Source organism: Desulfovibrio sp. 7SRBS1 (assembly GCF_049723905.1).
GTDB lineage: Bacteria > Desulfobacterota > Desulfovibrionia > Desulfovibrionales > Desulfovibrionaceae.
This window is the reverse complement of record NZ_JBJKFD010000001.1, coordinates 2,591,588-2,615,113: the sequence shown is the minus strand read 5'-3', so window position 1 is coordinate 2,615,113 and position 23,526 is coordinate 2,591,588. Positions and strand designations below refer to the sequence as shown.

The 23,526-nt window shown below is 48.6% G+C and carries 26 protein-coding genes; 13 read left to right on the top strand and 13 right to left on the bottom strand.

Annotated elements, in window-relative coordinates; translation table 11 throughout:
* The first annotated feature begins 276 nt into the window (after nt 1-276).
* On the top strand, nt 277-606 hold the full coding sequence (locus ACI0FJ_RS11810; RefSeq protein ID WP_424303575.1) for a hypothetical protein: 330 nt from the start codon (nt 277-279) through the stop codon (nt 604-606).
* Here the strand turns inward: ACI0FJ_RS11810 and ACI0FJ_RS11805 are convergent.
* From ACI0FJ_RS11805 to ACI0FJ_RS11790, 4 genes are read right to left on the bottom strand one after another with little or no spacing between them, the layout of a single operon-like run.
* Nucleotides 563-1,711, bottom strand: a complete 1,149-nt coding sequence (locus ACI0FJ_RS11805) for an SAVED domain-containing protein (RefSeq protein WP_424303572.1) — start codon at nt 1,709-1,711, stop codon at nt 563-565. The two genes, ACI0FJ_RS11810 and ACI0FJ_RS11805, sit on opposite strands and share 44 nt — an antisense overlap.
* A complete protein-coding gene (locus ACI0FJ_RS11800) occupies nt 1,653-2,135 on the bottom strand; it encodes a Mov34/MPN/PAD-1 family protein (protein WP_424303569.1) in 483 nt (160 codons plus the stop codon). The genes ACI0FJ_RS11805 and ACI0FJ_RS11800 overlap by 59 nt, the downstream gene beginning before the upstream one ends.
* Nucleotides 2,132-3,835, bottom strand: coding sequence for a ThiF family adenylyltransferase (locus ACI0FJ_RS11795; protein ID WP_424303566.1), 1,704 nt, complete (start codon nt 3,833-3,835; stop codon nt 2,132-2,134). The genes ACI0FJ_RS11800 and ACI0FJ_RS11795 overlap by 4 nt, the downstream gene beginning before the upstream one ends.
* Nucleotides 3,836-4,828: a cyclic GMP-AMP synthase DncV-like nucleotidyltransferase gene (locus ACI0FJ_RS11790; RefSeq protein ID WP_424303563.1), complete on the bottom strand. Its 993-nt coding sequence runs from the start codon at nt 4,826-4,828 to the stop codon at nt 3,836-3,838.
* A gap of 269 nt (nt 4,829-5,097) precedes the next feature.
* Between ACI0FJ_RS11790 and ACI0FJ_RS11785 the strand changes: the two genes are divergently transcribed.
* Nucleotides 5,098-5,739 carry a hypothetical protein gene (locus tag ACI0FJ_RS11785; RefSeq protein WP_424303560.1) on the top strand — a complete coding sequence of 214 codons (642 nt, stop codon included), beginning with the start codon at nt 5,098-5,100 and terminating at the stop codon, nt 5,737-5,739.
* On the opposite strand, the gene dcm is transcribed toward ACI0FJ_RS11785, so the two are convergent.
* The 5 genes from dcm to ACI0FJ_RS11760 form a co-directional block, all read right to left on the bottom strand.
* A complete protein-coding gene (gene dcm, locus ACI0FJ_RS11780; RefSeq protein WP_424303557.1) occupies nt 5,736-7,157 on the bottom strand; it encodes a DNA (cytosine-5-)-methyltransferase in 1,422 nt (473 codons plus the stop codon). The genes ACI0FJ_RS11785 and dcm overlap by 4 nt on opposite strands.
* Before the next feature lie 60 nt (nt 7,158-7,217).
* Nucleotides 7,218-7,532: a DUF2958 domain-containing protein gene (locus ACI0FJ_RS11775; RefSeq protein WP_424303554.1), complete on the bottom strand. Its 315-nt coding sequence runs from the start codon at nt 7,530-7,532 to the stop codon at nt 7,218-7,220.
* Between the two features lie 174 nt (nt 7,533-7,706).
* Complete coding sequence (locus tag ACI0FJ_RS11770; RefSeq protein WP_424303552.1) at nt 7,707-8,123, bottom strand: MucR family transcriptional regulator; 417 nt, start codon at nt 8,121-8,123, stop codon at nt 7,707-7,709.
* 135 nt (nt 8,124-8,258) lie between these two features.
* Nucleotides 8,259-9,035, bottom strand: coding sequence for a hypothetical protein (locus ACI0FJ_RS11765; RefSeq protein ID WP_424303549.1), 777 nt, complete (start codon nt 9,033-9,035; stop codon nt 8,259-8,261).
* 6 nt (nt 9,036-9,041) lie between these two features.
* Nucleotides 9,042-9,668, bottom strand: coding sequence for a hypothetical protein (locus ACI0FJ_RS11760; protein ID WP_424303547.1), 627 nt, complete (start codon nt 9,666-9,668; stop codon nt 9,042-9,044).
* A 168-nt stretch (nt 9,669-9,836) separates the two neighbouring features.
* On the opposite strand from ACI0FJ_RS11760, the gene ACI0FJ_RS11755 reads away from it, so the two are divergent.
* On the top strand, nt 9,837-10,175 hold the full coding sequence (locus ACI0FJ_RS11755) for a helix-turn-helix domain-containing protein (RefSeq protein WP_424303544.1): 339 nt from the start codon (nt 9,837-9,839) through the stop codon (nt 10,173-10,175).
* Nucleotides 10,176-10,651: 476 nt separating this feature from the next.
* Here the strand turns inward: ACI0FJ_RS11755 and ACI0FJ_RS11750 are convergent, their stop codons facing one another.
* The 3 genes from ACI0FJ_RS11750 to ACI0FJ_RS11740 are packed head-to-tail and all read right to left on the bottom strand — an operon-like array spanning nt 10,652 to nt 12,608.
* Complete coding sequence (locus tag ACI0FJ_RS11750) at nt 10,652-11,020, bottom strand: replication protein (protein ID WP_424303541.1); 369 nt, start codon at nt 11,018-11,020, stop codon at nt 10,652-10,654.
* An 18-nt stretch (nt 11,021-11,038) separates the two neighbouring features.
* Nucleotides 11,039-12,448, bottom strand: coding sequence for a DnaB-like helicase C-terminal domain-containing protein (locus ACI0FJ_RS11745; RefSeq protein ID WP_424303538.1), 1,410 nt, complete (start codon nt 12,446-12,448; stop codon nt 11,039-11,041).
* Nucleotides 12,438-12,608 carry a hypothetical protein gene (locus tag ACI0FJ_RS11740; protein ID WP_424303535.1) on the bottom strand — a complete coding sequence of 57 codons (171 nt, stop codon included), beginning with the start codon at nt 12,606-12,608 and terminating at the stop codon, nt 12,438-12,440. The genes ACI0FJ_RS11745 and ACI0FJ_RS11740 overlap by 11 nt, the downstream gene beginning before the upstream one ends.
* Nucleotides 12,609-13,394: 786 nt before the next feature.
* Here ACI0FJ_RS11740 and ACI0FJ_RS11735 point away from each other — a divergent pair.
* The 8 genes from ACI0FJ_RS11735 (at nt 13,395) to brnA (ending at nt 17,983) form a co-directional block, all read left to right on the top strand.
* On the top strand, nt 13,395-13,616 hold the full coding sequence (locus ACI0FJ_RS11735) for a hypothetical protein (RefSeq protein ID WP_424303532.1): 222 nt from the start codon (nt 13,395-13,397) through the stop codon (nt 13,614-13,616).
* A complete protein-coding gene (locus ACI0FJ_RS11730) occupies nt 13,613-14,179 on the top strand; it encodes a tyrosine-type recombinase/integrase (RefSeq protein ID WP_424303529.1) in 567 nt (188 codons plus the stop codon). Before ACI0FJ_RS11735 ends, ACI0FJ_RS11730 begins: the two co-directional genes overlap by 4 nt.
* A 563-nt stretch (nt 14,180-14,742) precedes the next feature.
* The gene (locus ACI0FJ_RS11725; RefSeq protein ID WP_424303526.1) at nt 14,743-15,282 is read left to right on the top strand and encodes a hypothetical protein; all 540 of its coding nucleotides are present in this window, start codon (nt 14,743-14,745) and stop codon (nt 15,280-15,282) included.
* Between the two features lie 59 nt (nt 15,283-15,341).
* Complete coding sequence (locus ACI0FJ_RS11720) at nt 15,342-15,620, top strand: hypothetical protein (RefSeq protein WP_424303523.1); 279 nt, start codon at nt 15,342-15,344, stop codon at nt 15,618-15,620.
* A gap of 169 nt (nt 15,621-15,789) precedes the next feature.
* Nucleotides 15,790-16,014, top strand: coding sequence for a DNA-binding protein (locus tag ACI0FJ_RS11715; protein WP_424303520.1), 225 nt, complete (start codon nt 15,790-15,792; stop codon nt 16,012-16,014).
* The gene (locus ACI0FJ_RS11710) at nt 16,011-17,042 is read left to right on the top strand and encodes a tyrosine-type recombinase/integrase (protein ID WP_424303517.1); all 1,032 of its coding nucleotides are present in this window, start codon (nt 16,011-16,013) and stop codon (nt 17,040-17,042) included. Before ACI0FJ_RS11715 ends, ACI0FJ_RS11710 begins: the two co-directional genes overlap by 4 nt.
* Nucleotides 17,043-17,163: 121 nt before the next feature.
* Nucleotides 17,164-17,535 carry a hypothetical protein gene (locus tag ACI0FJ_RS11705; protein WP_424303514.1) on the top strand — a complete coding sequence of 124 codons (372 nt, stop codon included), beginning with the start codon at nt 17,164-17,166 and terminating at the stop codon, nt 17,533-17,535.
* Nucleotides 17,536-17,782: 247 nt separating this feature from the next.
* A complete protein-coding gene (brnA, locus tag ACI0FJ_RS11700; protein ID WP_424303511.1) occupies nt 17,783-17,983 on the top strand; it encodes a type II toxin-antitoxin system BrnA family antitoxin in 201 nt (66 codons plus the stop codon).
* A 201-nt stretch (nt 17,984-18,184) separates the two neighbouring features.
* Here brnA and ACI0FJ_RS11695 read toward each other — a convergent pair whose 3' ends face one another.
* Nucleotides 18,185-19,000, bottom strand: coding sequence for a MerR family transcriptional regulator (locus ACI0FJ_RS11695; RefSeq protein WP_424303508.1), 816 nt, complete (start codon nt 18,998-19,000; stop codon nt 18,185-18,187).
* A gap of 109 nt (nt 19,001-19,109) precedes the next feature.
* Here ACI0FJ_RS11695 and ACI0FJ_RS11690 point away from each other — a divergent pair, with 109 nt between their 5' ends.
* Nucleotides 19,110-20,351 carry an efflux RND transporter periplasmic adaptor subunit gene (locus ACI0FJ_RS11690; protein WP_424303505.1) on the top strand — a complete coding sequence of 414 codons (1,242 nt, stop codon included), beginning with the start codon at nt 19,110-19,112 and terminating at the stop codon, nt 20,349-20,351.
* Nucleotides 20,352-20,354: 3 nt separating this feature from the next.
* Nucleotides 20,355-23,489: an efflux RND transporter permease subunit gene (locus ACI0FJ_RS11685; RefSeq protein WP_424303502.1), complete on the top strand. Its 3,135-nt coding sequence runs from the start codon at nt 20,355-20,357 to the stop codon at nt 23,487-23,489.
* The last annotated feature ends 37 nt before the right edge of the window (nt 23,490-23,526 follow it).

Below are 23,526 nucleotides of genomic sequence, written 5' to 3'. Positions count from 1 at the left end.
ATCGTTTGGCCGAAGCATGGGTGGAAGAAAAAGGGGGAAACACGAAATCAGTGGGCTGATGAATTGTCCGCCGGAGAGGGCCTTGGCAACGCACCGGATACGTGCTTCTGAAGGGGGTTAATCTGCATACAGAGCTAAGTGTTGTCAATGTCATACTTTATTAGTTTTTGAAGCGGATTCCCCCTGTGCCAGAGTATAGGCGATTGCATTTTTATGTGCTTTGAGCAGGGGGAGAAATCCGTAGTTTTGGGCGGATATGGCGGATACGCACGGAACATGAAAACATATGGCGAGGTTGATGCCCTAGACAATTCCGGGGCGCTGGCGCTGGAGGGGGCGGGGGCAAAGAACACCTTGAAAAAATTCCCGAGTGGAGCGCACGGCACACAGGCCGATGCCCGTGTCTTGGGCGGACGATGGGGGGAGCGCTTGCATGGCATTCAAGAGGTCGTGGGTTCGATTTCCTCCAGCTCCACCAATGATTATAAAGGCTTAGAAGGTTTTCCTTCTAAGCCTTTTTTCGTGGGATATACAAAAGAATATACAAATGGTTTCGGTGAGGCTATCCGCCATTATTTTGAACGGTTATACTGTCTGTCGCGATGACAACTGCCCAAGGATATTTGGTGTTCCCGTTTCTTGAGAATTGATGAATTACAATGTCGCCGTGGTTCTTAGGTAGTACCTGTCGGCCAAGCTGGAAGGAAAACGAGGCCTGAGCAGCTATAGAAAGGTGTATCCGTTCGACCTTAGGATAAGAAATTAAAACCCCATTTATGAATTCTTGGAATTGTTTTACGCATCTAGCCTGATCTGTTCTTGAAGAGAGTAGGTCGATTCGGTGAGGGGTTTTCTGGTTGGTCGCGGGGTCGATAAGCTCTGCTCGAACTATTGGCATTTCTCCGATTTCTGACAGGAGAACCGCCTCATTGATATCAAAAGTTAATGGGAACGTGATTGCGATTTCTTTTGCTTCCTTCGCGTCCGGTTCAATAAAAGACAGGTAGTAGCCTTTGGCTGATTCGTTTAAAGGATGCCATTTTTCATCCTGTCGATTCCAGTCTAAGGGATGGATTTTTGTTTTATTACTTAACAAGTACCCTGCACAGAATAAGAAGGGGACAGGTGCCATTCCTGCATACACGATTTCGAGATTAGAAACTTGTTCCGACTTTCGTTTTAAATCTCGTTCTAAGTTGAGCAACTCATCCAGTGCTTGTTTTGGGTCAATTACATTCAGATTTTTGATGTATGGGTTTTGGTCGATAACAATATTTTCATCTGGATCATGAGTAAGGCCTCGTGGCAACGATTTTGACATATCCTTGAAGGGCTTGGCCTCACCCGTTCCAAGATGCTCGACTACGATAGAGTTTCTTTCTTTTCGTCCTTCTTTTTTTAAGCAAGCAAAAACAACCAACCCTAACCCGGTCAGAGTGATTAATGTTGCTAGCCAAGTGACGACTTCTGGAGTTCCAAAGGAGCCATCGACAGAGACTTCGATGTCTCCCCATGACACTCGAACTATGCCGAGAATTCCTGCGCCAAACCAACTGCCTCCAAGGACGATGAGGCCAATACCGGTTCTTCGAATCATGTTGCCTTTAATGGTCTTGATAAGCGTGCATAAGCCGTCGAAGAAGTCTTGAATTTTACTCATGTTGTGAAAGTAGTTTGAAAGTTGGGTTACGAGTTGTCCCTTGCCAAACACAAATATCTTCCATGCCAACGATCATGAAAAAAAGAGTACTACCTAGAAAAATGCCGTTTTGAAGGGTGGTTTTCCAGTCGTTGAAATCTACCGAAGAGGGCGTTGGCCTTGGCTCAGGATGGGTATGCCAAAGGCCAAGCAATCCTTGGGTTTGACTTGAGTGTTTCCAAGCTCTTTTAGCTTGAAGGTTGTGCCAGAAAGACCTGTGGAAACCGTGTCTGCTCCTACGATCGCAGCATGTTGGTGTTGTTACTTGGTCAACAACAACGTGATTGCTTCCAGTTAAATGTCTGCCAATGAGTAGCCCTCCGGCTTCCTTGGCTGCCGGATCGAGTTGTTTGAAGGACTTAATCGTTTTGAGCGGATCTTCAAGTACAATAAGGTGCCTTGAGTTGTTGATTGAATATACAAGTCGTCGGGTCATGATTTACAGAGTGGGCATGTTGGGTTTTTAAAATTGGTTATTGAGTCAGAAAAGGAATTTGAGCTCAACGTCAGTTGTGATCTTTGAGCGTGGGTTGTATCACCTTTCCACGATTTGTATACGTTAGGTACTTTGTTGAGCAAGTAGTCTACGGCTAGCTCCGTTGTCATCGCTGCCGTCTTTACGGCGTCCGTAACAGTGAAGGGAACAAACGATCCACATCCATATAGCTCTTTGGAAATTTTCTGGTGTGGTTCCGTTACGCTCCCTTTTAAGAAAAGTCCTTGCGCAGAGTTTTGTACTAAGCACTCAAAACAGCCTGGTTGGGTTGGGTCGATGAGCAAGGAATGCCCGGCTATCGAATCTGGTTCAACCCAGCAGTAGATTATTGGCAAAGGGGCTTTTTGTGCTAGAATCATCTGGTTCATAGCACGCATCTGAGTTGCTTCCCCTGTAGCACATACTAGTAGGGCGAAATCATCTAACTCGTTTGTGGCTAGATACTGCTGCCAACTTAGCGCAATAGCGGTGGGTTTGATCTCAGGCAATCTCTGTTGAAGGTTGATAGCGAGTGCTTCAACCTTTTTTTGGCCGATGGCTTCTCCACCTAAAGAGTGCCTATAGATATTGTCTTTTGACAGAGTGTCGTGGTCGATAAGGGTTAATTGCTGGAAACCTGCCTGACATAGAAATTCTGCAACCCTCGATCCTACGGCACCACAGCCTACCACGCCTATTTTGTAGTTCGAACATTTGCCATTGGCCCCGCCTCGGTTAATGAGGTAGTCCGCGTAATGCCGATCAATTTCAAGAGGGGTTGTGGCCCATTGCTCATCGTCTGCTCGCTGTTCTACTGGACTTGAAGATTGGCCATATATCTTTAGGCCGAAAAGCGATGGTTCTCCTGATGGCCGTGGAGTTGAAAAGACTAAGTATCCAGTTCGAGGTTGGGTAGCTTTCCCCTTTTTACGAAGAATTTTGTCAATTGCTTTTAAGCTGACTTTTTTTTGATCGTTGGGGATGGCTTGTAGAAGTGATCGTAGGTAGTCTGTCGTTGCGGCTTCTCCCGGCAAGGGTGGCAGCATCATTCTTTTTAATGGGATATAATATGCATTGACCCTTTGGGTTTGGGAGCAGATTCGAAGACCGCCGTACAAAGCGTCTTTTTCTTGCCTTTTGATTACTGCAACGGGTTTTCCTTTTCTTTCAAGAACATAGATGATGGAGGGGGTGTCTCCTGGGTTCCAAAAGCAATCGACTTTAGAGAAGCAGTTAGGAAGGGAACGCCAATAGCCTTCAAATTCATCGTATAACGGGGTTAAGTCTCTGTCGAAGCTGGTTGAGAGTACCTCGCTTATTTCCGAAATACATTGATGGATGATCGCTTTTGGGAGGTTTGCATTGATGAACCGTGGAACGGTCGTGTCAGTGTAGCAGATTTCTCCCCATGAATTTACATGATTATGAAAGTCGTAGTCGCTTGGGTTGCTCAGATAAGCTTTTGGCAATCTGTTTGGAAAGTCGTGCCATTGCCAAAGGTTGATGTCGTATGTTGCTTGCCCAACGTTCAACGATATTGCTAGGCCTGAGCTTATTCCTTGTTTGTACGGGATAAGCTCCGGCGGCAATTCCTCATATGTTATGCTCTTTGCGCCGATGACATCCGGGTGCTGAGTGATGATTTCTTCGAAATCAGTCATCTAGGCTGCGCTTGTACCTGCTGGCGCGTATCCTGCGGGTGCTTTTTTAGCATTTTCGTCTTTCGGTGGAACTGGAAAGTCTGGCCCAAATTGTTTTTTGAGGATTTCACAGGCTTCATCTTCAACTTCGGAGTTGCTCGCGTCGTAAAGTGCGTCGAGAAGCTCTTCGAGTTTTTCTTTGAAGTTGCTCATCTGATTATCAGTCATGTCCGCATTGAGATTGTTAAAAGGCTCGACTGGCAAGAGAATTTCAAGCTTTCCTAATATGTTAAACCGACTAAGGATGTTTTGAACGAAGTAGTATAGTCCCATGAGGTCGTCCATCTTTCCGGTCAATGAATCGTTATAGGGTGCAAACCATCGACAGGCCGCCACTGTCAGAGCAATGCTGTAAGGTCTGTCGTTTTTTAATTTATGTTCACGCCAGCGTTTCATATAACGAATCACTCTGCGCAGTTGGGCGCGTCCATCATCGTCGTGACGGGTCGTATCGTTGACGTAGGCAATTAAACCTTTGGGGGCAGATTTCTCCCAAAACCGTTTGTCCTTTGCAGAACATTCCATGCCTTTGGCAATGGTATAGTTGCCGTCATTCTTTGCGTAGACAGCTAAGTCCACATGATATTTACTCTTTTCGTTCTCAAGGTATTTTACAGTCACACATGGGCGTCGAATGACGACAGTTCTATTCTTATCCTTTAACGCGTCCCTGACTAGAACCTTCAAATCAACGGGGTCATCGTAGTCTTCTTTTTCACAGTCGAAGACAAGGCCCACATCAATGTCATAGTCGCCATCGGGGGGAGTTGTTCCAGTGAACATGGCATAGCTCCCTTGATTGAAATAAGTGAAGGTGGGAGCGTCGTCGTCTTTAGCTAGTTTAGTCTTCAGTTCCTTGGTCAACGTCTCTCGTTTTTCTTTCAGAGTGTCGTTGTCGTCGAGTTTGATGGTGTCGTGGAACTTGTTGAAGTGCTTTTGTAAATCAAAACCCATTCGAATTCCTCCCATTGCGGAAGTTGCCTTGCTGGACTCATTTCTATACAATTTTTTGAGATTAAATCTTCTGTCTTGATTGTCAATATTCGATAGTACGTTTCGGGTTTTTAAATGGCCAAATAACGGACTGCTGATGTTTGAAATCTAAGTGTGTAATGCGGGTTGCTTTTGCATATCCAGTAAGACTTAGCTATCTGTTGGTCGATATACGTTTGAAGGGAAAGAGCTAATTCTTCTGATGTGAAACTTTTGATGTTGGGGGCTTAATGTTTACTCCTGTTTCTTCCAGTGATTGTCTAGGCGAATTTGAATTAAGCAAATATGGACTTGATACAACTTTAATTGCGAACGCCATAAATCACACTCATGGCGTTCTTGAGAGCTTGGATGTTCAACTGATGCAGAATAAGGTTCCAAGGATGTCTCAGTTGTTCGAGCTAGCGAACTTGTCAGCAATGGTTGGGAATCTATTCCGAGGGGGAGTTGTTATCCATTCAGGCGAGCGCTTTGTTGAAAATGGCCCTCATAAATTCCCAGACATACTCGGAAATAGACAAGGGTGTTCAGATATTGAGATTAAAGTGGCTCTTGAGAATAATAAACCTAAGGGACATTTGGTGAAGCCTGGCCCTCATCTGATTTGCAGGTATGTGCTGGCGAATGAAAATGGTTCATTTGAACGAGGTAAAGAAAATAGAGGTGTTGTTGCCAGAATATGGGAGGTCCGAGTTGGACATTTACTGGCTGAACACTTCAATGAAAGTAATACGCCGGGAGACTCTGGGAAGACTGCGGTTATTAATGCCGATGGAATGAATGCTTTAACTATAGTTTATTGCAATCTGAATTTGGCCCCGTTGTCACCTAATGGTAGGATATATAAGGATGTTTCTGCTCTGTTCGATTAGATTTGTTGTGCTTGCATCTCTGCTTCATAAATAGAAAGGGCTACAGCCTTAGCCAAAAGGGGTGGGACAGCATTGCCGATCTGTTTTACTATTTGGGTTTTTGATCCAGAAAAAGTGTAATTGTCAGGAAAGCTTTGAATCCTAGCCCCTTCTCTTGGTGTTAAGGCCCGGTGTTGGTATGGGTGAATGCATTTGTTAGAAGCTGGATGTACGAAATTGACCGTCAAAGTAACAGAAGGTTTGTCAGGGTCAATCCTGCTATAGCATGAACTAAAACCGCTACTGGTCATGTCTTTGGGTAGGGAATTGCGATTTTCGCCTGCATGTTTGATGATATCCATCATTTTTTCGGAGTGTTTAGTCGATGAGTGAAGCGATAGCTGATTGGTTTTTCCCCTCATCTTGTGGGTGTATTCATTTGTACATTTGGGAGTGCCATATTTATCAGCCGTTTCACCAGATTCTATCTCTGGTAAATCGCAAATGGCATCGTAAGCTGTGATGGCTTTTGGTAGGTTTTCAGAAAATAGATTTAGTCGGTTGGAACGATTAAATCTTTTCCCTCCCATGCTCTTGTGGGGAGCATGATGAGTCGGTGTTGGCCAACTGTAACGTATGTTGGCATTGTTTCCTACGATGAACAGACGTTCTCTGTTTTGTGGAACCCCATAGTTCGCTGCATTGAGGATTGTCCAAGAAACTGAATAACCAAGTGAGCTGTATTCATCCAAAAGAGATTCCAGCAACTTGCCTTTGTTGTGGGTGAGTAGGCCAACAACATTTTCCATCACAAACCATCGAGGCCTCTTTTCGGCAACCAGATCTCTATAAATTTCTACCAAATGGTTTCTTTTATCATTCTCTGACAGTTGCCTAAAAGGTCGAATTGACGAAAAACCTTGGCAGGGAGGTCCTCCAATCAAAATGTCTGGAGTTCCTGCAAGTTCCCACAAATGGTCTTTGTCTATTTCGTGAATGTTGCCTATTACGCCAATAGCTGTGTTGTGATTCGCATGGAATGATTCGACTCGGTCGGCTAAGAGGTCAACTCCCGCTGTGATTTGGAACTTATCCGTCTGTTCAAAGCCATAAGACAATCCGCCGCAACCGCAGAAAAGATCAAGCACTTTGATTTTGTCTGGAGCTATGGGGCTTGATCTTTCGAGGAAGCGTTCTTCGCCGCACTGGCATGTTGTGTATCCTTCCCCGGGTATTATCTTGTTAATCTCATTGAGGTGACCAGATATTAAGACTGCCGAGTCAACTTTTAGCGCTTGGCTAAGAGTGTAGAATTGCTCTTTGGTAGGCTCAATGAACCCTCTTTCAATTTTCCGCAATTCTGTGTGGTCGATGTTGACTTTGTCTGCTAATTCACTGAATTTTATTTTCTTTTCTAGTCTGATTGATCTGATATCCACTTAGCTCTACCTCGTTTATGGTCTTGTAGGCATGTATAATATTTTGTGCCCACTTACCAGTTATGGGCATCCACATTTTTTGATTTTCTGAAATCGTTTTACCTCCCACGAGCAATCGACCTCAACCCGTAGAGGCCCGACTTTTACGCTTTTCAGTTCCTGCAAAGAGAAGTAGCCCCATTCGGCATTTTGCATGTCTCCGTTGAGGATGGCATAGCCGAAGAAGATGTCTTCTCCGTCGAACTCGGCAGCGTACCAGTGGGAATCTCCTATGAAGAAGTGGTGGTAGATAAGCTTCTCATGTGCCGGGATGTTCTCTGTCTCGTATAAGCGGGGGATCCTGCCTTGTATCTCGTCCTTGTAGTCGGATGTCATCGTTTCGACCTCTCGTGTGGCTTGTCGGAGATTCTTGTCGAAAATCCATATGGTTTATCAGTTTCGTAGTTGCGTGGCCTCGTCGGGCCTCTACGATGGTGTGGCCATGAACTCTCGCTGAAAGATGAAAGGCCCATCCTATCGGACGGGCCTCTACGATCATGGTGATATGATCTACTTGGTTTCGGGTTTCTTGGCCGGGGCCTTCTTGGGCTTGGTCTTCTTCCAAAGCTCCATGTTCTTCATGCGCTCGGAGCGTGCCTTGGCCGTATCCCGGCAGGAGAGTGGCTGGCTCTTGGGGTATCCCCATTTCACCTTGTATTCGGCGGATGTCAGGCCGTGGCTTTCCAGGTGACGCTTGGTGATGGTCTTGAAGGTCTTGCCGCATTCGACGCAGGTGATGGTCTTCTTCCTGATGGCCTTCTTGGGATCGATAACCGGTTCTTGTGCCTTGTCCCCATGTTCGCCGGTGGCAATTCCGGTGAGGCCCATGTTCACTTCCTTGACCATCGAGATCATGCCTTCGGCGGTCATTTCACGAACTCCGGCCTGTGCCTCGACCATCTTCATAGCCTGTTCCATGCAATCCATAATGCTCACTCCTTGTTGTTCCGTAAATTCAGAAGGATACAATCGTCCTATTCTGCTCTTATACGGCGAGTGAGCGCATGTACACCGTTTCATGAACTGAAAAGCCCATCCGGTAAGGACGGGCTTTTCCGATGGCTATTTGAGCTTGGATTGGAGTTGTTCCAGATAGCGTCTTAGTCGTTTGAGATTGATATTCCATAATCGAACATCGGTCCCAATCGAAGTCACCAGATAGTGTTCTCCGTCTATCCATGTGTTCGATTTGCCTTCGCCGTACTCGGCTTGAATTTCGGCAAGCACTTTGGGCCACAGATTGATGTCGATAGTGGCACAGTGAGCAACTAGGGTATCGTCTTTTTCGTATGTCGTTTCGTAAAACGGCGAGTAAAAGAACTCTCTTTTCAAGATCGGACTTTCGGCTTTGGGAACGGCATACACCTTGTCGAAGACGATGATGTTCCGATTGATCTTTTGGAGGGTACTGGAACTCGAAACGAAATCGCTCCAGAGTTGCCAGATAGCCTCATAGCTCCGAGTGACCTTGTCCGTGTTGGCCGGTCGGTATCTCTCGATGATTCGCCGGTAAAGTTCCTGATACTTCGACAGGAGTTGGTCATTTCCCCATTCCTCGTAGGAGAAGAAGGGAAAGGGATTCCAAGTCAGTCCTTGGACTTTGCCGCAACCGTCCGACTTGAATTGGTCCACGAAGGCATTGAAGACCTGCAAGCGAGTGCCGTGGGTGTGGTCGGGATAGGCCGTGCAGTATCCCCGTTTGTCCAGTTCGAAGACCGTTGTTTCCGGCGACCAACTCCACCTCACGTCATTGAAGTATGCCAGCCGTGGGGCTTCCTCCTGCCCGCCTGTGCATCCGAGTAGGCACAGGCAGACAAGGAGAATTGCTGTCATTTTCATGGGGGCCTATCCGATGAGGCTGTTCTTCTTCATGATGATGGATTGGAACAGCTTGCGGAGATTGTTGGCCGACTTTCCGTGAGCTTTCTTGCAGTTGAATGCGCCGATCTCGTTGTTGTTCACGGTCAGGGTAATCATATCCATAATGGAATGGGGTTTGGTATCGAATTGGGTGATGTCGGCTATGTCGATCTTGCCCATGGTCTGCTGCTTGGCGTCACCGGATTTCTTCGACCTCGGCATGTTGTAGTAGAGAGTCGTGTTGGTGAGCAGGACGCAGCTTGGGCTCATCGAGCCTATCTTGTGGAAGAGGAGGGGCATCTCTCGGTTGATATCCATGTTGATCCATTCGGAATGGGCCGCATAGAGCTTGTCGAGGTCGATGGCCTTGCCGTGGTCGAGTTCATGGACAACTGCTTTGGGAGTAATCTGCCGAAAGGCAAGAGGGATTCCCCAGAAGAGGACGCCGATGCCCCAATTGATGAGACCGTAGTCCAGATATTTGCTGCCTTCGGTATCAACGAAGTCGTTGACGAATTTCACCAACCGGGCATTGGGGATGCCGAGTTGGTTGGGATCGGCTTCAATGCGTTGTTCCATGATCTTGACGAATTCTTCCTTGGTGGCGGACATGCTTTCTCCTGTTCAGTTTGAGATAGTGGTCTCGCTCATCTGATGAGCTTTGTGTGTCCAATTGTCGATTTTGATTACTTATATGTTGTATAAATGAGCTTGTAAACACTTATAAAAGGTTTAGTTCGCTGGTTTGCCACCTATACTTATCGGTCGGAGGTGGCTGTTATGGAGTTGAAGGATTTTTTGGGTGCTAAAATCCGTTCTCGTCGTAAGGAGAAAGGATTGAGCCAAGCCAAACTTGCTGAGATTGTTGATATAAGTGCCAAATATCTTGGTGAGGTCGAGCGTGGTGAAGGGAATATTACGGTCTTCAAGCTGGAACGGATTGCCGAGGCCCTTGATGTTCGGTTGGGGAAGCTGCTGGACAACTATGAATTGCCCAGTCCCGGCATTATGAGGAGCGAGCTTGCGAACACCATTCGTGCGGCTGACGACGCAAGTATTGTTATGCTGTATAAGATGAGCAAAGCCGTGAAGATTACTTATAAGGTGGATGAGGATTAGCCCTTTCGTGGGGGCTTGTCAGTCATCCCGCATGGTTCTCGTTCTTCGAGGTAATTCATATGGATAGCTCCCGTTGGCATTTCGTTCCTTATAAATAGTATTGAGCTACGGAAAATCTTCGGTGCCGGGGAGTGAGAAATGCCAGCAAATCTTATCGACAAATATCTTGGTAATGAATCCGTGCAGTCGGAGCAGTACGAGGAAGAGTTTTCGGAAAGCCTGTACAGTGACCGGAAACGGCCATGATGACGCTCTGAGCAAGGTCAAACGTGTTGTGAATAGCTATCGTCAGGTGAAGCTGCCTGTTGAGAAAATGAACCACGTAATGGCCCTGTTGTGCCTAGTGATGGGAACGCTTGATGATGCAAGTTCCGACTCATATACGGCTCTTTCTGTAAGAATTATGAAGCATAAAAAATGAAACAGCCCGGAGGATTGTGGTTCCTCCGGGCTTGTTTGGTTATTTGTTTTATGAGCTATTTCCAAGTGCTCGATTTAAAGTTGACTTGCATGCGCTTTTTCTTTTTGTCGTCATCTTCCAGTCGAAGTATATTCCTTTCCGTGAGCGACTTGTAAGCATTGTCGACTGCCTTGCGGCCATAGCTTGTCTCATGAACAATTCGGTCGGGCTGGAATCTGATGAATTCACGGTAGTAACCGTATGTCTGTCGATAGACCCACCAGATTAATTTTTGTTCGGCGCCATTCAATTTGTGTTTTAGTATTGCTTCAAGCAAGTAGTTTCGAATCATTGTATATGGCTGTTGCGACTCCTGCTGAGGGGCGCTAAGTCCGTCTTCAAGTCGTCTCTTGCGTTGTTTCAGTTCGTCGTTTTTTATCGGCATGTATTCTTTCCTTGTCCCTTATGCTGCGCGGCCGGGTGCTTTTTCATCGAAGATTTCTCGGTCGTCACCAGTGAGTTCCCCGTATCGTTCCCATGCCGTTCTTTCAGATTCGTCGAAAATCTTGAGCGTTTTTGAATCCCAATAGAGGCTCATGACTTCATCGACGTGGCACGACAGCCTGTTTTTGACGAATTTGATGAATCGCTCATTCTCGTACATCTTGAATTCGTCTTTGGATCCGGACAGTATCCCGATGACATCTGCCGTGTGGGTGATTGCCGAGGACTCGCTGACACAATCCAAGTCTAGATCGACGATCGACTTATTCAGGCTCTCTTTCGTTGTCTGGCAGGCCGTGACAATAGGGATGTTTGTCTCAAGGGAAAGTCGGCGCAGGCCTGCGGCATAGGCTTTCCCTTTTTCGTATATGGTGCTTTTGTTCATTCCAGCCGGTGCCGTGAGCTTGCCGAGGTAGTCCAGGTAGACAACATCAATGCTTTTCTCCAGATAATCCATGACCACTTCCCTCATGTCGGAAATCCTGAATTCCTGTTCACCCAAGTCGAGGACAATGAGTTTGCCGCGTTGAGTTTCGTCGTGTTTATTTCGGTCTAGGAACTTGTTGATGTGCTGCATCTTGTTTTTGGGTTTGAGATCGTTGATGACGCTTATGGGGATGTCGCTTCTCAGGGCAAGGTACTTGTAATAGAGGTACTTTTTCGTATCCTCTAATGAGATAAAGAGAACGTTATGCCCGTTCTCTACTTGCCTGAAAGCCATGTTGAGCATGGTCGTGGTCTTGCCGCCATGCGTCCTTGAGGCAAGCAGTGTGAGCGTGCTTTCACTCAAGCCCCCGGCAAGGGCGTCGTCTATTGTTGGGAATCCGGTCTTGACGACTTTTCTGCTCTCCGGTGACAGCACTTCCCTGAGCAAACCCGGTAGGTCGCTTTCAAAGTCGGTGACCAGCTCTTCACTGAATGGAAGACGCTTGGAAACAGTGTCTCGAATATTCTCATAAGCTGCTTCGATTTCCTCTGGATTCAGCAGACCTTGCTCATCTAGTTCAAATGCCACTTGTAACTTGGCCTTCATTTCGAGACCTCGTTGTTGCTTCAGGAAAGCTCGGCTTAGCCTACGCACTTCTTTGGCTGGGTAAGACTCAAAATCGAATTCATCTAAAACTTTGACGAATGCCTCGGTTAATTGACGTGCCTTTCTACTTAACTTCAGCGTGTTGAGCATGCTCCTACTTGGTAGGTTACCAGTTGTAAGGAAATGCTCCTTATATATTCTGAAGATATGCTCTGCATTTTCAGGAAAGTGCTGAGGAGTGAAATTGTCGAACATGGTAGCAGCATGGGCCTCATCGATTTCACAATAGCCGATTATAAGTGGAATGATCTTGTCCAGGTCGTAGCTATTGGTCATCGTTTGCCGCCTTGTTCATGCCTGTCGAAACAAAGTCTCGAATGACCGTGTCGTACAAGTCTCTCAGGCTGATTCCTCGTATAGCAGCCAGTGCTTTCATTTGTTTGTGCAGTTGTTCATCGATACCTATGTTCTTAAAGGTCGAAGCTTGTTCAGACATGTGTCCTCCAAACGTTAGATTGTTCCGAGGAGACGAGAGTATCTCCTCGATATATTTATGAAAATTTATCAAAAGTGAAAACCGATCACTTTTGATTTTTTTTCATTTTTTCAATCTACGGAAGCTGGGGGGCAAAGGTAAACACGCTGAGTTTTGGTTGGGGTCATTATTTTTGACACGGGGAATAGTTTTTTAATTGTTTTACAATCAAAACAGTATGTTATGGTATTGTTTGTCCATTTTTTTGTCCATAAATTTGTCAAAATGACCAAGTTACCATCAAATTGAAAACCTCCTGCTTTGTTTTTTGAACTCACTTAAATAATACAATAATAAATTGTATAATACAGTGTGAAGAAGCCGTCTCTTCGAGCCGCCTTCTTCACACATAAAAACATCCTTCCCAATCAACCAATATCTACTAGCTGCCGCTGTCATGCTGACAGCTACAGCTAGTAGGTCAGGCTGCGCCTGACTCAAGTAGATAAATCAACCATTACAAGCTGATTATTCAGCCATCGTCGAGCAGCACACTGCTCGTTGTCAGTCGTCGCACTGACAGTGCGACGACATGACAAGCATTGGTGAAATTGAACGAAATGAAGGTTGTCACAAGTATCCATTTCAGCAACCTGAACAACGTCAACTCATTGCCAAGTGTTGACGCAAACTCGACATTGGTAGTGACGATAAACACTTAGGATAAAACACTCTTTTGTGTGTACAGCCTTATGTCAACTTTATATATCTGTAATAACAGTAACTTTACATTCAAGGACATAGGGCATGGAAACCAACGATCCGGTTCGAATCCTTTCAACCGTCAATTCGGATCAATATCAATTCGGTCGAATCGTCAGCATCAATGGCAGCTTGATCTTAGTTCACTTCGATTTCGATGGGTCATTGAGTCTTCACTACAGGGACGAACTACAGGTTGTCGCTACTGACGATTACGACAACTGGAAGCAACGATTGGTTTCTACCGTTATGGAGGACAACCAATGACTACATCCATGACGAAAGACCCCATCAAGAGTCTCGACGCTATCAAGGCAATCAAGCAACTGACCAAGTCCAATCCTCGTGACCATCTGCTTTTCGTCATGGGGATCAATAGTGGAATACGGCTTGGAGACTTGCTTCGATTTCAAGTCCACCACTTTCAGGGCAAGCAGGTCGGAGATGCAATCGAGATCATCGAATCCAAGACAGGAAAACGGAATTTCCTCATTCTTAATAAGGAAATAAGTCGTGCTTTAAGACTTTTTATGGACGTACGATTCAGACATGAAGACGACTACTTGTTCGCATCAAGGAAGTCTCGAAAGCCACTGACATTGGCTACGGTAGGTCGATTGGTTCAGTCATGGGCACGCTCTATCAATCTCAATGGCAATTACGGTGGCCGGACGTTAAGGAAGACCTTCGGCTACATCCAACGAGTCCATTTCGGTGTGGGTTTTGAGATTCTCTGTAGACGATACAATCATTCCAACCCAGCCGTGACCATGCGGTACATCGGTATCCAGCCATCCGAAGTCGAAGAGATCATGATGCACGACATTTAATCTTCCTCCCCCTTATTCGTTACACGTCCTTTCTCAAAACCTCTCACGAACCCATCAAGGAACTCGGCGCGGTGTCCTATGGTTTTACCTTTGGAGAGTGGAAATCGGTCCAGCCTGAAGTCGTCGTGAATCAATAGGTTCTCGAAAGGTGCGCATTTTTAGGTGCTATTTGCTTAAATACGTCTGTTAATGTTCATATTTGATTCTTTTGAACACTTATTGAAAAAAAACAAGTTAACTCAATATGTTGTCGTATTTACTTGCTTGAATATCTCACCTGCAAAGCTACACATACCTCTTCCCTCCTTCAGCATTCTTCAAAAAAAAGAGAATTTTATTTTCAATAATATCAGCGCAATACTTTGAGGGTAACACAAAAAGTTTTTCGACGAAGTTCACATTTTCCAGAACCCATGAGAAAATAGTTGGAAAACCAAGTGAAAAATTGCTTCGCCAAATGCACCGACTAGTCACCCTCGCAAATGGCAACAGCAACTTTCAAATAAACTGAGTTTGCGGGCCCGCAATTTTATTAATTGTCTTACTAATAGGAGGAAATACTCATGAAGTATTCCAACCCTGTCCGCAAGGACGCTCGCAATCATGGCTATAACTATAATGTCTCCTACAGGAGCTACACTCCAAGAAAGGGTGGCTCAGCATGCAGACTGTTCTACTTTTCATCTTTCTACATGCATTCGCGTGGCTGGGAGAAGGGAGATCGAATCAAAATCGTTTTCTCTGACGACATCACAGCCGTAGGGTTCAAGAGAGTTCAGTCTCATGAAGAGTCCGACACAGTGCGCTCTTTGACTCAGGACAATTCTGCTACCAAAGCGTGTCATCTCAAGATGGTGGGAGATTATAACTTCCCGTTCATCAGAGAGCGTGTTGAGCTGAAGATTCTAGACGACCAGACTGACGGCTTTACCTTTGCCGCCCCCCTCGGTCACGATGGGGAAACTTCTCAAGTTGAATCAGGTTCTCGTGAACCTGATCCAATAACCGAACAGCCCGATTCTATCGAAGCTGAACCCGCTAAGTCTCAAGTAGAAGTCGATGCAGAAGAAGCCGAGATTATGGCTAAACTAGCCGACCTCTAAACCTAATTCGTGGAGGCCGGTGTCATTTCGGCATCGGCCTCCACAGAGGAATTCCAACCATGGCTAAGAATAAGAACGGCCAGCAAAAGGCCGAATCTATCAGTGCGGTCAAATTTCTCTTCGGAGAGGAATCTTTCGAAGATGTTGAAGACACTCCAAAGCAACCGAGAATGCAACGAGTTCGCTACGTGTCAAAGCTGCTGCCAGCCCCAAAGAAGGTCGATTATTGCAACGACTGGAACAATACCGAAAAGGTGCTTGATCGGTATTTTAAAGAGACACGCGCGAAGGAGACGCAGGAACGACTCACAACAGCTACGAATAGTGACGATGAGTAGTGTCTACAGGTCAGTGTACAGACCTAACTCATCAATATAAATAGCTGAAACATGGACAAAACTTAACAAAGTGACACCCGAACAGAACGATTATGACCGAATTGAAGTTTTCATTTACTCCCCGGAACAACCGGAAGGGATAACGACCAAGGACTAGACGAGACGATCCATGATTCGCCCCGAATACCTCAATCTCAAGAACGCTGCCGTCTATTGCGGATACAATAGCGCGAGGAGCTTCTCCAATCTCATCAAGGAGTATGAGTTGCCGAAGTACGGTCCGAACAGGAACCGCTACAAGGTCTCCGACCTCGATGATTTCATGGAGTCGCCCACAAGCTTTGTCGCCGCTCCGGTACGCAGGAGGACGGGGTTCACCCCGGTGGAGATATGAGCGTCGGGCAGATCAAAACGACGGGCGTCTGGTACTGTCAGTACCGTGTCGCAGGCAAGAAGAGTCCCGTTAAGGAATACTTCGGTAAAGGGACAGAGGGGAAGAAAGCCGCAAAGCTCCGCGACCTTGAAGTCCGCAAGGCCAAGATCAAGAAGCTCCCGGTCAATAAGTCGGATATGCATCTCGATGAGTTGGCCCAACTCTATATCAACCATGAGAAGCGCAAGAAGCGCGACAAAAGCTACCTGAGCCTTATCGGCGACAAGTTGAACAAGGAATGGCTGCCCATACTTGCTGAGAAGTCAATTATGCAGCTCAACCCCAAGGACTTTGAAAAGGTCCATATGCTTTATGACGGCAAGGCAGTGTCCACACAGAATCGCTACATGGACTATCTCAACATCATTTTCAATTTTGGTGTGAGGATGGACTACATCGACAAGAATCCCATGAAGAAATGGTGGGCTGAGATGAAGCAGCCGGAACAGTCAAGGAACTTGGACTATTTCAGCCTCTCAGATTTCCGTAAGCTGTACGATGTGTCGCCGCCTCATCTTCAATGGACCTTTGATGTCATGTGGTCACTTGGCGCACGACCGGGACCGAGTGAGTTGTTCGGTCTGATGTGGAAAGACGTCAACTGGCATGACAATGAAATTCGTATCCGAGGCACAAAAACTCATGCCAGCGACAGAGTTATTCCCATCAACGATGGCTTCAAGGAGCGGCTGAAAGCAAAGTACGCCGAGGCACAGACCGATTACCTCATTGAATTCCGAGGCAGACGTATCAAGAGTGTCAAGTCAGCCTTCAACTCGTCAAAGAAGCGTGTTGGCTTGGACAAGTCCGTGTGCATGTATACGATAAGGCACCTGTTCACATCAGAAACTCTCGCCAAGGGTGCTGACGCCAAAGCAGTCGCCAACATGCTCGGCCATACCTCGTTGAGGATGATCATGAATACCTACTACCACGAGACCAACGATGAGAGACGCCGGGCAATCGAGGTGAAGCCTGAGCTACTGTAACTAGCCTCATAAATTTGATTTTCAAGAAGACCAGTGAAAGCTGGTCTTTTCTTTTTCGGATTTAAAGTATCCTCTTGAAATGCCGAACTTATACTTGCCTTAAAACAGGGGAAGAACGTATATGGGAGACCTTCATCATATTTCAAATGAACCATTGAGCGAGGAAAGTCCTGTGAGTATCCCTGTTAAAGATGTGAAGAGAATTCGGCAACTTGTTGGTGAGGGCAAAAACATTTCAAAAGTCATGGAAGAGGATTTCCCTAAATATGGCTATTGGGAAATTTACAATGCCGCAGCGGAAGGCGACGAGCGTAGTGCTATGGGCGTTAAGCGCATGATTGCCAATCGGTTAAAAAAGTTGGATGGAGCTGCTCAGGCAGAACGTGACCAGTTCATTGAAGAATTGGATGATCTGGTTTGGAATTTATACCAACGTCTCAAGTCCAATCAAAAGAAGCTCGCGAGCATCCGTGAAATTGTGGATGCCAAGTAATCCCATACATTAGAACCGTCGTAACCAACCATAGGGCAGGCAAGGGTAATTCCTTAGCCTGCCTTTTTGTTTTCGAAGCCAAAGAGTGTACTTTTGATATAAAAAGTATACCATTTCATCAAGAATATCAGTGTATACAGGCAAAGTCCTAGCCATCGTCCAATCCAGAGGATACCGTCATGGGAATTCTGGCGAGGGCATGGCTTGTCTATGTCCGTCCGTTCTATGAAAATTAGCGAGGTGGGTTATGAAGTCCAAGGACAACTTCGACAGAAGTGCCGAATCCGAAACCTTTGACCGTGAGATCAAGCGAGTGAACGTTGATTTCCCGGTTTGGATGGTCAAGGAGATGGACGAGAAGGCTCGGAGGCTCGGTATTTCCAGGCAGGCTTTGGTCAAGGTCTGGATATCCGATTGTCTCCGGTCCGAGAACAAAATGGCCCTGTAGAGTAGGGCAACTGGGAGGCTGGTATACCACTTCTATACCTCCCAGGAATATACAAAAAATATACCTTTTGTCCGCAAATATACCCTCGATGTATATTCCTCGCTAAAAACAATAAGTATTCCAAACGATTACACAGTGTGCCGTTGAATGGCATTCAGGAGGTCGTGGGGTGAAATCCCTGGAGGGGAAATTCCAGGCGGGCTATTCCACCAGAACACAATACTTCAGTGCGTAGCAGTCCCCGGTTTCCTTAATGACATAGCTCATCATGTCGTAAACATAGATGTCGCTCTTTATGGTCATGCCGGCGGAAACAATTTCTCCCGGCATTCCGGCCAAGGCCTGCCGATGCGTTTCTTCCGTGCCGTTATGAGCCAGGGTGGCGTACGTTCCTGCAGGCTTTACGTGAAGCCGGGAACGCGGCGTTGTGCGCCTTGCCCGGTGGAAGGAATAGCGCTCAAGGTGGTTGCCACGGCGCACGTCATCCAGGGCGAGAATAAAGCCGAACGGAGAACGGGGCTTTTGCTCCTGTTTTTTATAGGCATCGTTGTACTCGGCAAAACGCATCACAAGTTCCCACTGTGATTCGGACGGGGTTGCCCCGGTGGGCATCACCTCCAGACGTTCTTCTTCCTGCTGTTCCACGATCAATGCGTCATAGTCGAAATTCAAGGCTTCGCGCAGACATTCCGCCATATCCCCCAGCACAAGCGTCCGCTGTTTCAGCCTGTTCAGCTCCCTCTGGGCGGCAGCCTGCTTTTCTTCGAGAAAGGACAAGAACGCTTCGCCGTCCATCTGGCGCAGATGCGTTTTGATTTCTTTCAGCGAGCTGCCGACTTCCTTGAGCATCGAGAGCAGGTCGAACTCAAAATACTGCTCTATTGCGTAACGCCGATAGCCGTTCTCGGAGACGTGCTTTGGTTTCAGCAGTCCTTCCTTGTCGTAAAAGAGCAGCGTACCCTTTGGTATTCCGCATAGTTTTGCGAACTCTCCAGTCGTAAGCAGTCGTTTTTCCATAGTTATTTTATTATTGACTCTAAAGTTACTGTATACTTTAGCATCTCGTATAGTGAAGAAAACAGCAAGCCGGAATCTGCCAGTGCCGGATAATATAGAGGTGTTTTGAATGTTTTTGGGGATTGGGAAGAAACGTGGATGGCGGCTGGTTGTGCCGCTTTGTTGTTTTTTGCTTGTGGCGGGCTGCGATACTCCGAAGCAGCCCAAGTCCATGCCCAGCGAGGTGTTGTACTCCGTGGTCTGCGAAGAAAAACTCACTCTGACCAGCACATTGCCGGGGCGGGTTTCCGCGCTTGTAACGGCGGAAGTCAGGCCCCGGGTGGACGGCATCATCCTCGAGCGCCTGTTTGAGGAAGGCGCGGATGTGGAAAAAGGGCAGCTCCTGTACCGTATCGATCCTGATGTTTACAAGGCCGCCTATGCCACGGCCAGGGCATCCCTGTTGGAGGCGCAGGCCAATGTGACGGCCGTCGCCCTGCTGGAAAAACGCCAAAGGCTTTTGATCTCCCAAAACGCCCTGAGCCGCCAGGAACTGGACAACACCATTTCCAGGCTCGGCCAGGCCCGGGCCCGTGTCGCCAGGGCTGAAGCAGAATTGAAAGCCGCTGCCATCAATCTTGCCTACACGGAAATCAAAGCGCCGGTGTCAGGGCGCATCGGGGCCTCTTCCGTAACTGTCGGCACTTTGGTTACGGCGAATCAGCCTGCCGTTCTTGCCGTCATCCAACAGACGGATCACGTCTATGTGGATATAACGCAATCCAGCACGGATACCATTCGATTGCGTCGCGCCATGGCCCAGGGCCGGTTGGCTCCCAACGGCAGCGCAACCAAGGTTCGTCTCACCCTTGAAGACGGCTCGCCGTACACGGCAATACCACGGGAGCAGACGGGCGGAGAACCTGACTGGATACTGGGTGATCTGATGTTTTCGGATATATCCGTCGGGCAAAGCACGGGAAGCCACATGTTGCGGGCCGTGTTCAACAACCCGGACGGGCTGCTTTTGCCGGGTATGTATGTGAAGGCAATCATTGAGGAAGGCGCGGTGGAAAACGCGGTGCTGATTCCGCAGGGCGTTGCGTTTGCGAACAACACCGGCGGGCACACTGTCTTTGTCTTGCGCGGTGATGGTGCCGGAGACGGACTTTTCCGGGTTGAACGGCGCGATGTGCGGCTTGAACGCGAGTCCGGCAACCGCTGGTTGGTCGGTTCCGGCCTGCATGGCGGTGACATTCTGATTGTGGAGGGATTTCAGAAGGCGGTTCCCGGCGAACTTGTCAAAGGCGTCCCCGCGCGGAACGCCCCGGCCGCAGCCGTGGCCATGGCTCCTGAAAGGAAGGGGCGGTAACTCATGGCAGCGTTCTTCATCAATCGGCCTGTTTTTGCATGGGTTATCGCCATCGTCATCATGCTGGCCGGGGCGCTTGCCCTGAGTCGGCTTCCGGTGGCCCATTATCCGGACATAGCCCTGCCGCAGATATCTGTTTCCGCGCAGTATCCAGGCGCGTCCGCGGCCATAGTGGACCAGAGCGTAACGCAGGTTATCGAGCAGCAGCTCAAGGGGCTGGACAACCTGCTGCACATGAGTTCCTCCAGCGGCTCTTCCAGCGGTTCGGAAATCAATCTCACTTTCGCGGCCGGAACGGATATAGATACGGCGCAGGTGCAGGTGCAGAACAAGCTGCAGCAGGCCATGTCCCTGCTTCCGGAAGCGGTCCAGCGGCAAGGGGTTCAGGTATACAAGGCCGTAGAGAATTCCTTTATGACCGTTGCGTTTTATGATGCGCGCGACACAATGCGGTCCAGCGACATCAGCGACTTTGTGGCGAGTTCCCTGGTGGATCCGTTAAGCCGGATTCAGGGCGTGGGGGCCGTCACGCTCTATGGTTCCCAGAATGCAATGCGCATCTGGTGCGATCCCGACAAAATGCGCCAGTACGGACTGAATCCCCAGGATGTCCTGACCGCCGTCCGCGAACAAAACGCCCAGGTCGCAGGCGGGCAGGTGGGCGAAGCGCCGGCCGAACCCGGCCAGGAAATCAACATTGCCATCAATGCCTCATCCAGCCTTGAGACGGTGGAGGAGTTTGAGCAGATACTCCTGCGCGTGGAAGAAAACGGGTCCGTTCTTCAGCTCAAGGACGTTGCCCGCATCGAGTTGAATGAAGAAAGCGCCACTGGCGGCACGTTCTTTAACGGCCACCCGGGAACGGGATTGGCCTTCAAACTTTCCTCCGGGGCCAACGTCCTGGAGACCACCCAGGCCATCAAAACCGAATTGAAAGCGCTTGCCGCTTTCTTTCCGCCGGGGCTCACTTTCGCCTATGCCGACGACAAGGCTCCCATTGTGGAAAAATCCATCCATTCAGTGGTGCGCACTCTTTTTGAGGCCATAGCCTTGGTTGTGGCGGTAATGTTTTTGTTTTTGCAAAGCTTCCGCGTCACGCTTATCTCCGCCATCGCCGTTCCGGTCGTTCTGCTCGGCGTGTTCGCGGTGCTTTCGGCGGCCGGATTTTCCATCAATACGCTGACCATGTTCGGGATGGTTCTGGCTATCGGCCTGTTGGTCGATGATGCCATTGTTGTGGTGGAAAACGTGGAACGCCTGATGCGCGAGGAAAAGCTCCCCGCCAAGGAAGCCGCGCTTAAATCAATGCGCCAGATAACCGGGGCGCTTGTCGGCGTTGCCGTGGTTATTTCCGCCGTGTTCATCCCCATGGCCTTCATGTCCGGCTCGACCGGCGCCATCTTCAGACAATTTTCCATTACAATCGTTGCCTCCATGGTGCTTTCCGTTGTCGTTGCCATCGTGCTTACACCGGCCTTGTGCGCCACCATCCTGGCCGCAAAGGGGAACAGGGCGGAAACAGGATTGCTCGGCAGATTCAATCGCTGGTTCGACAGGCTCACCAGGCGGTATGCCCTCCAGGTGGGCGGCATGGTGAAACGGCCCAAAACCTGGGCGACCACAATGGTATTGGTGGTCGCGATGTGCGCGGTGTTGTTCTTGCGCCTGCCGCATGCCTTTTTGCCCGACGAAGACCAGGGAATCCTGTATGTGGATGTGCAGCTCCCGCCCGGTGCTTCACAGGAGCGCACGGAAAAAATAGCCAAGGAAATCGACGCGTATTTTCGTACCGAGGAAAAAGACGCCATCCAAAGCGTCATGTCGGTCGTCGGCTGGGGATTCAGCGGCTCCGGCCAGAATTCGGCCATGGTGCTTCCCTTGCTGAAAGATTGGAGCGAACGGGGCCGGGGGCAAAGCGCCTTTGACGTTATGGAGCGAGCTTCTGCCCGCTTCTCGTCCATCAGCGGGGCTGAAATCGTGGTCATGGCGCCACCGGCAGCCATGGAGCTTGGTACGTCCTCAGGCTTTGAAATGGAGCTGATGGACCGCGGTGGGAGCGGCCACGCGGCGCTGTTCAAGGCCAAGGATACCCTGTTGGAAGACGCCGCCAAACAGCCCTCCGTCTCCTACGCCCGGTACGCCGGAATGGACGACGCCGAGCAGTATGACCTCAAGATCAACAATGCCATGGCAGGCGCCTACGGTCTTTCCAGGGGGAAGATCAATAACGCGATCAGTGCGTACTGGGCGGGGGAGTATATCAACGATTTTTCAGACCGGGGCAGAACGAAAAAGGTGTATTTTCAGGCTGAACCGTCGTTTCGGACCGGTATGGACGACTTCAGACGGTTTTATCTGCGCAACGCCAAAGGCGAAATGGTTCCGTTCACCAGCTTTCTTACTGTGCAGTCCACTCTCTCCTCTCCCAGCCTGACGCGCTACCAGGGAATCCCATCCGTGAAAATCGAAGGCAGCGCGGCTCAGGGGAAAAGTTCCGGACAGGCGATGATGGAAATGGAAGAAAGTGCAGCCAAGCTGCCTTCCGGCTTTGACTCTGCATGGACGGGCCTTTCGTACCAGCAGCGCATGGCTTCCAATCAGGCCCCGCTTCTGTACGCCATTTCCATCATTGTCGTCTTTCTGAGCCTTGCGGCGTTGTACGAAAGCTGGACGATTCCGCTGGCGGTGCTCATGGCGGTTCCCACCGGTGTCATCGGCGCGTTGGGTGGTGTGTCCCTTCGCGGCATGCACAACGACATCTATTTTCAGATAGCCCTGCTCACCATCGTAGGCCTGTCCGCCAAGAACTCCATCCTGATAGTGGAATTCGCAAGAGCTTTGCATGATGGGGGAAAAGATCTGCTCACAGCCACTGTGGAAGCTTCGCGTCTCCGCTTGCGCCCCGTGCTTATGACCTCGTTGTGCTTCATTCTCGGTGTTGTGCCTTTGGCCGTCAGCAGCGGTGCCGGTTCCGGTGCGCAAAACGCTCTGGGAACGGCTGTCATGGCGGGCATGCTCACGGCAACCGGACTGGGCGTTTACTACACACCGCTGTTTTTCGTTTTGGTGACGCGGTTTTTCGGACGAAAAAAGGAACATGAACAGCCCCCGGCATCACCAAAGGTTCCCACCGCATAAGGCGAAATAATATCTCGCGGATGCAGAGAATCAGTTG

Excerpts from the sequence above, each read along its gene's own strand:
- ACI0FJ_RS11810 (WP_424303575.1), top strand. The coding sequence starts at position 277 with ATGAAAACATATGGCGAGGTTGATGCCCTAGACAATTCCGGGGCGCTG.
- ACI0FJ_RS11800 (WP_424303569.1), bottom strand. The coding sequence starts at position 2,135 with ATGACCCGACGACTTGTATATTCAATCAACAACTCAAGGCACCTTATT.
- ACI0FJ_RS11795 (WP_424303566.1), bottom strand. The coding sequence starts at position 3,835 with ATGACTGATTTCGAAGAAATCATCACTCAGCACCCGGATGTCATCGGC.
- ACI0FJ_RS11790 (WP_424303563.1), bottom strand. The coding sequence starts at position 4,828 with ATGGGTTTTGATTTACAAAAGCACTTCAACAAGTTCCACGACACCATC.
- ACI0FJ_RS11785 (WP_424303560.1), top strand. The coding sequence starts at position 5,098 with ATGTTTACTCCTGTTTCTTCCAGTGATTGTCTAGGCGAATTTGAATTA.
- ACI0FJ_RS11775 (WP_424303554.1), bottom strand. The coding sequence starts at position 7,532 with ATGACATCCGACTACAAGGACGAGATACAAGGCAGGATCCCCCGCTTA.
- ACI0FJ_RS11770 (WP_424303552.1), bottom strand. The coding sequence starts at position 8,123 with ATGGATTGCATGGAACAGGCTATGAAGATGGTCGAGGCACAGGCCGGA.
- ACI0FJ_RS11765 (WP_424303549.1), bottom strand. The coding sequence starts at position 9,035 with ATGAAAATGACAGCAATTCTCCTTGTCTGCCTGTGCCTACTCGGATGC.
- ACI0FJ_RS11760 (WP_424303547.1), bottom strand. The coding sequence starts at position 9,668 with ATGTCCGCCACCAAGGAAGAATTCGTCAAGATCATGGAACAACGCATT.
- ACI0FJ_RS11755 (WP_424303544.1), top strand. The coding sequence starts at position 9,837 with ATGGAGTTGAAGGATTTTTTGGGTGCTAAAATCCGTTCTCGTCGTAAG.
- ACI0FJ_RS11750 (WP_424303541.1), bottom strand. The coding sequence starts at position 11,020 with ATGCCGATAAAAAACGACGAACTGAAACAACGCAAGAGACGACTTGAA.
- ACI0FJ_RS11745 (WP_424303538.1), bottom strand. The coding sequence starts at position 12,448 with ATGACCAATAGCTACGACCTGGACAAGATCATTCCACTTATAATCGGC.
- ACI0FJ_RS11740 (WP_424303535.1), bottom strand. The coding sequence starts at position 12,608 with ATGTCTGAACAAGCTTCGACCTTTAAGAACATAGGTATCGATGAACAA.
- ACI0FJ_RS11735 (WP_424303532.1), top strand. The coding sequence starts at position 13,395 with ATGGAAACCAACGATCCGGTTCGAATCCTTTCAACCGTCAATTCGGAT.
- ACI0FJ_RS11730 (WP_424303529.1), top strand. The coding sequence starts at position 13,613 with ATGACTACATCCATGACGAAAGACCCCATCAAGAGTCTCGACGCTATC.
- ACI0FJ_RS11725 (WP_424303526.1), top strand. The coding sequence starts at position 14,743 with ATGAAGTATTCCAACCCTGTCCGCAAGGACGCTCGCAATCATGGCTAT.
- ACI0FJ_RS11720 (WP_424303523.1), top strand. The coding sequence starts at position 15,342 with ATGGCTAAGAATAAGAACGGCCAGCAAAAGGCCGAATCTATCAGTGCG.
- ACI0FJ_RS11715 (WP_424303520.1), top strand. The coding sequence starts at position 15,790 with ATGATTCGCCCCGAATACCTCAATCTCAAGAACGCTGCCGTCTATTGC.
- ACI0FJ_RS11710 (WP_424303517.1), top strand. The coding sequence starts at position 16,011 with ATGAGCGTCGGGCAGATCAAAACGACGGGCGTCTGGTACTGTCAGTAC.
- ACI0FJ_RS11705 (WP_424303514.1), top strand. The coding sequence starts at position 17,164 with ATGGGAGACCTTCATCATATTTCAAATGAACCATTGAGCGAGGAAAGT.
- brnA (WP_424303511.1), top strand. The coding sequence starts at position 17,783 with ATGAAGTCCAAGGACAACTTCGACAGAAGTGCCGAATCCGAAACCTTT.
- ACI0FJ_RS11695 (WP_424303508.1), bottom strand. The coding sequence starts at position 19,000 with ATGGAAAAACGACTGCTTACGACTGGAGAGTTCGCAAAACTATGCGGA.
- ACI0FJ_RS11690 (WP_424303505.1), top strand. The coding sequence starts at position 19,110 with ATGTTTTTGGGGATTGGGAAGAAACGTGGATGGCGGCTGGTTGTGCCG.
- ACI0FJ_RS11685 (WP_424303502.1), top strand. The coding sequence starts at position 20,355 with ATGGCAGCGTTCTTCATCAATCGGCCTGTTTTTGCATGGGTTATCGCC.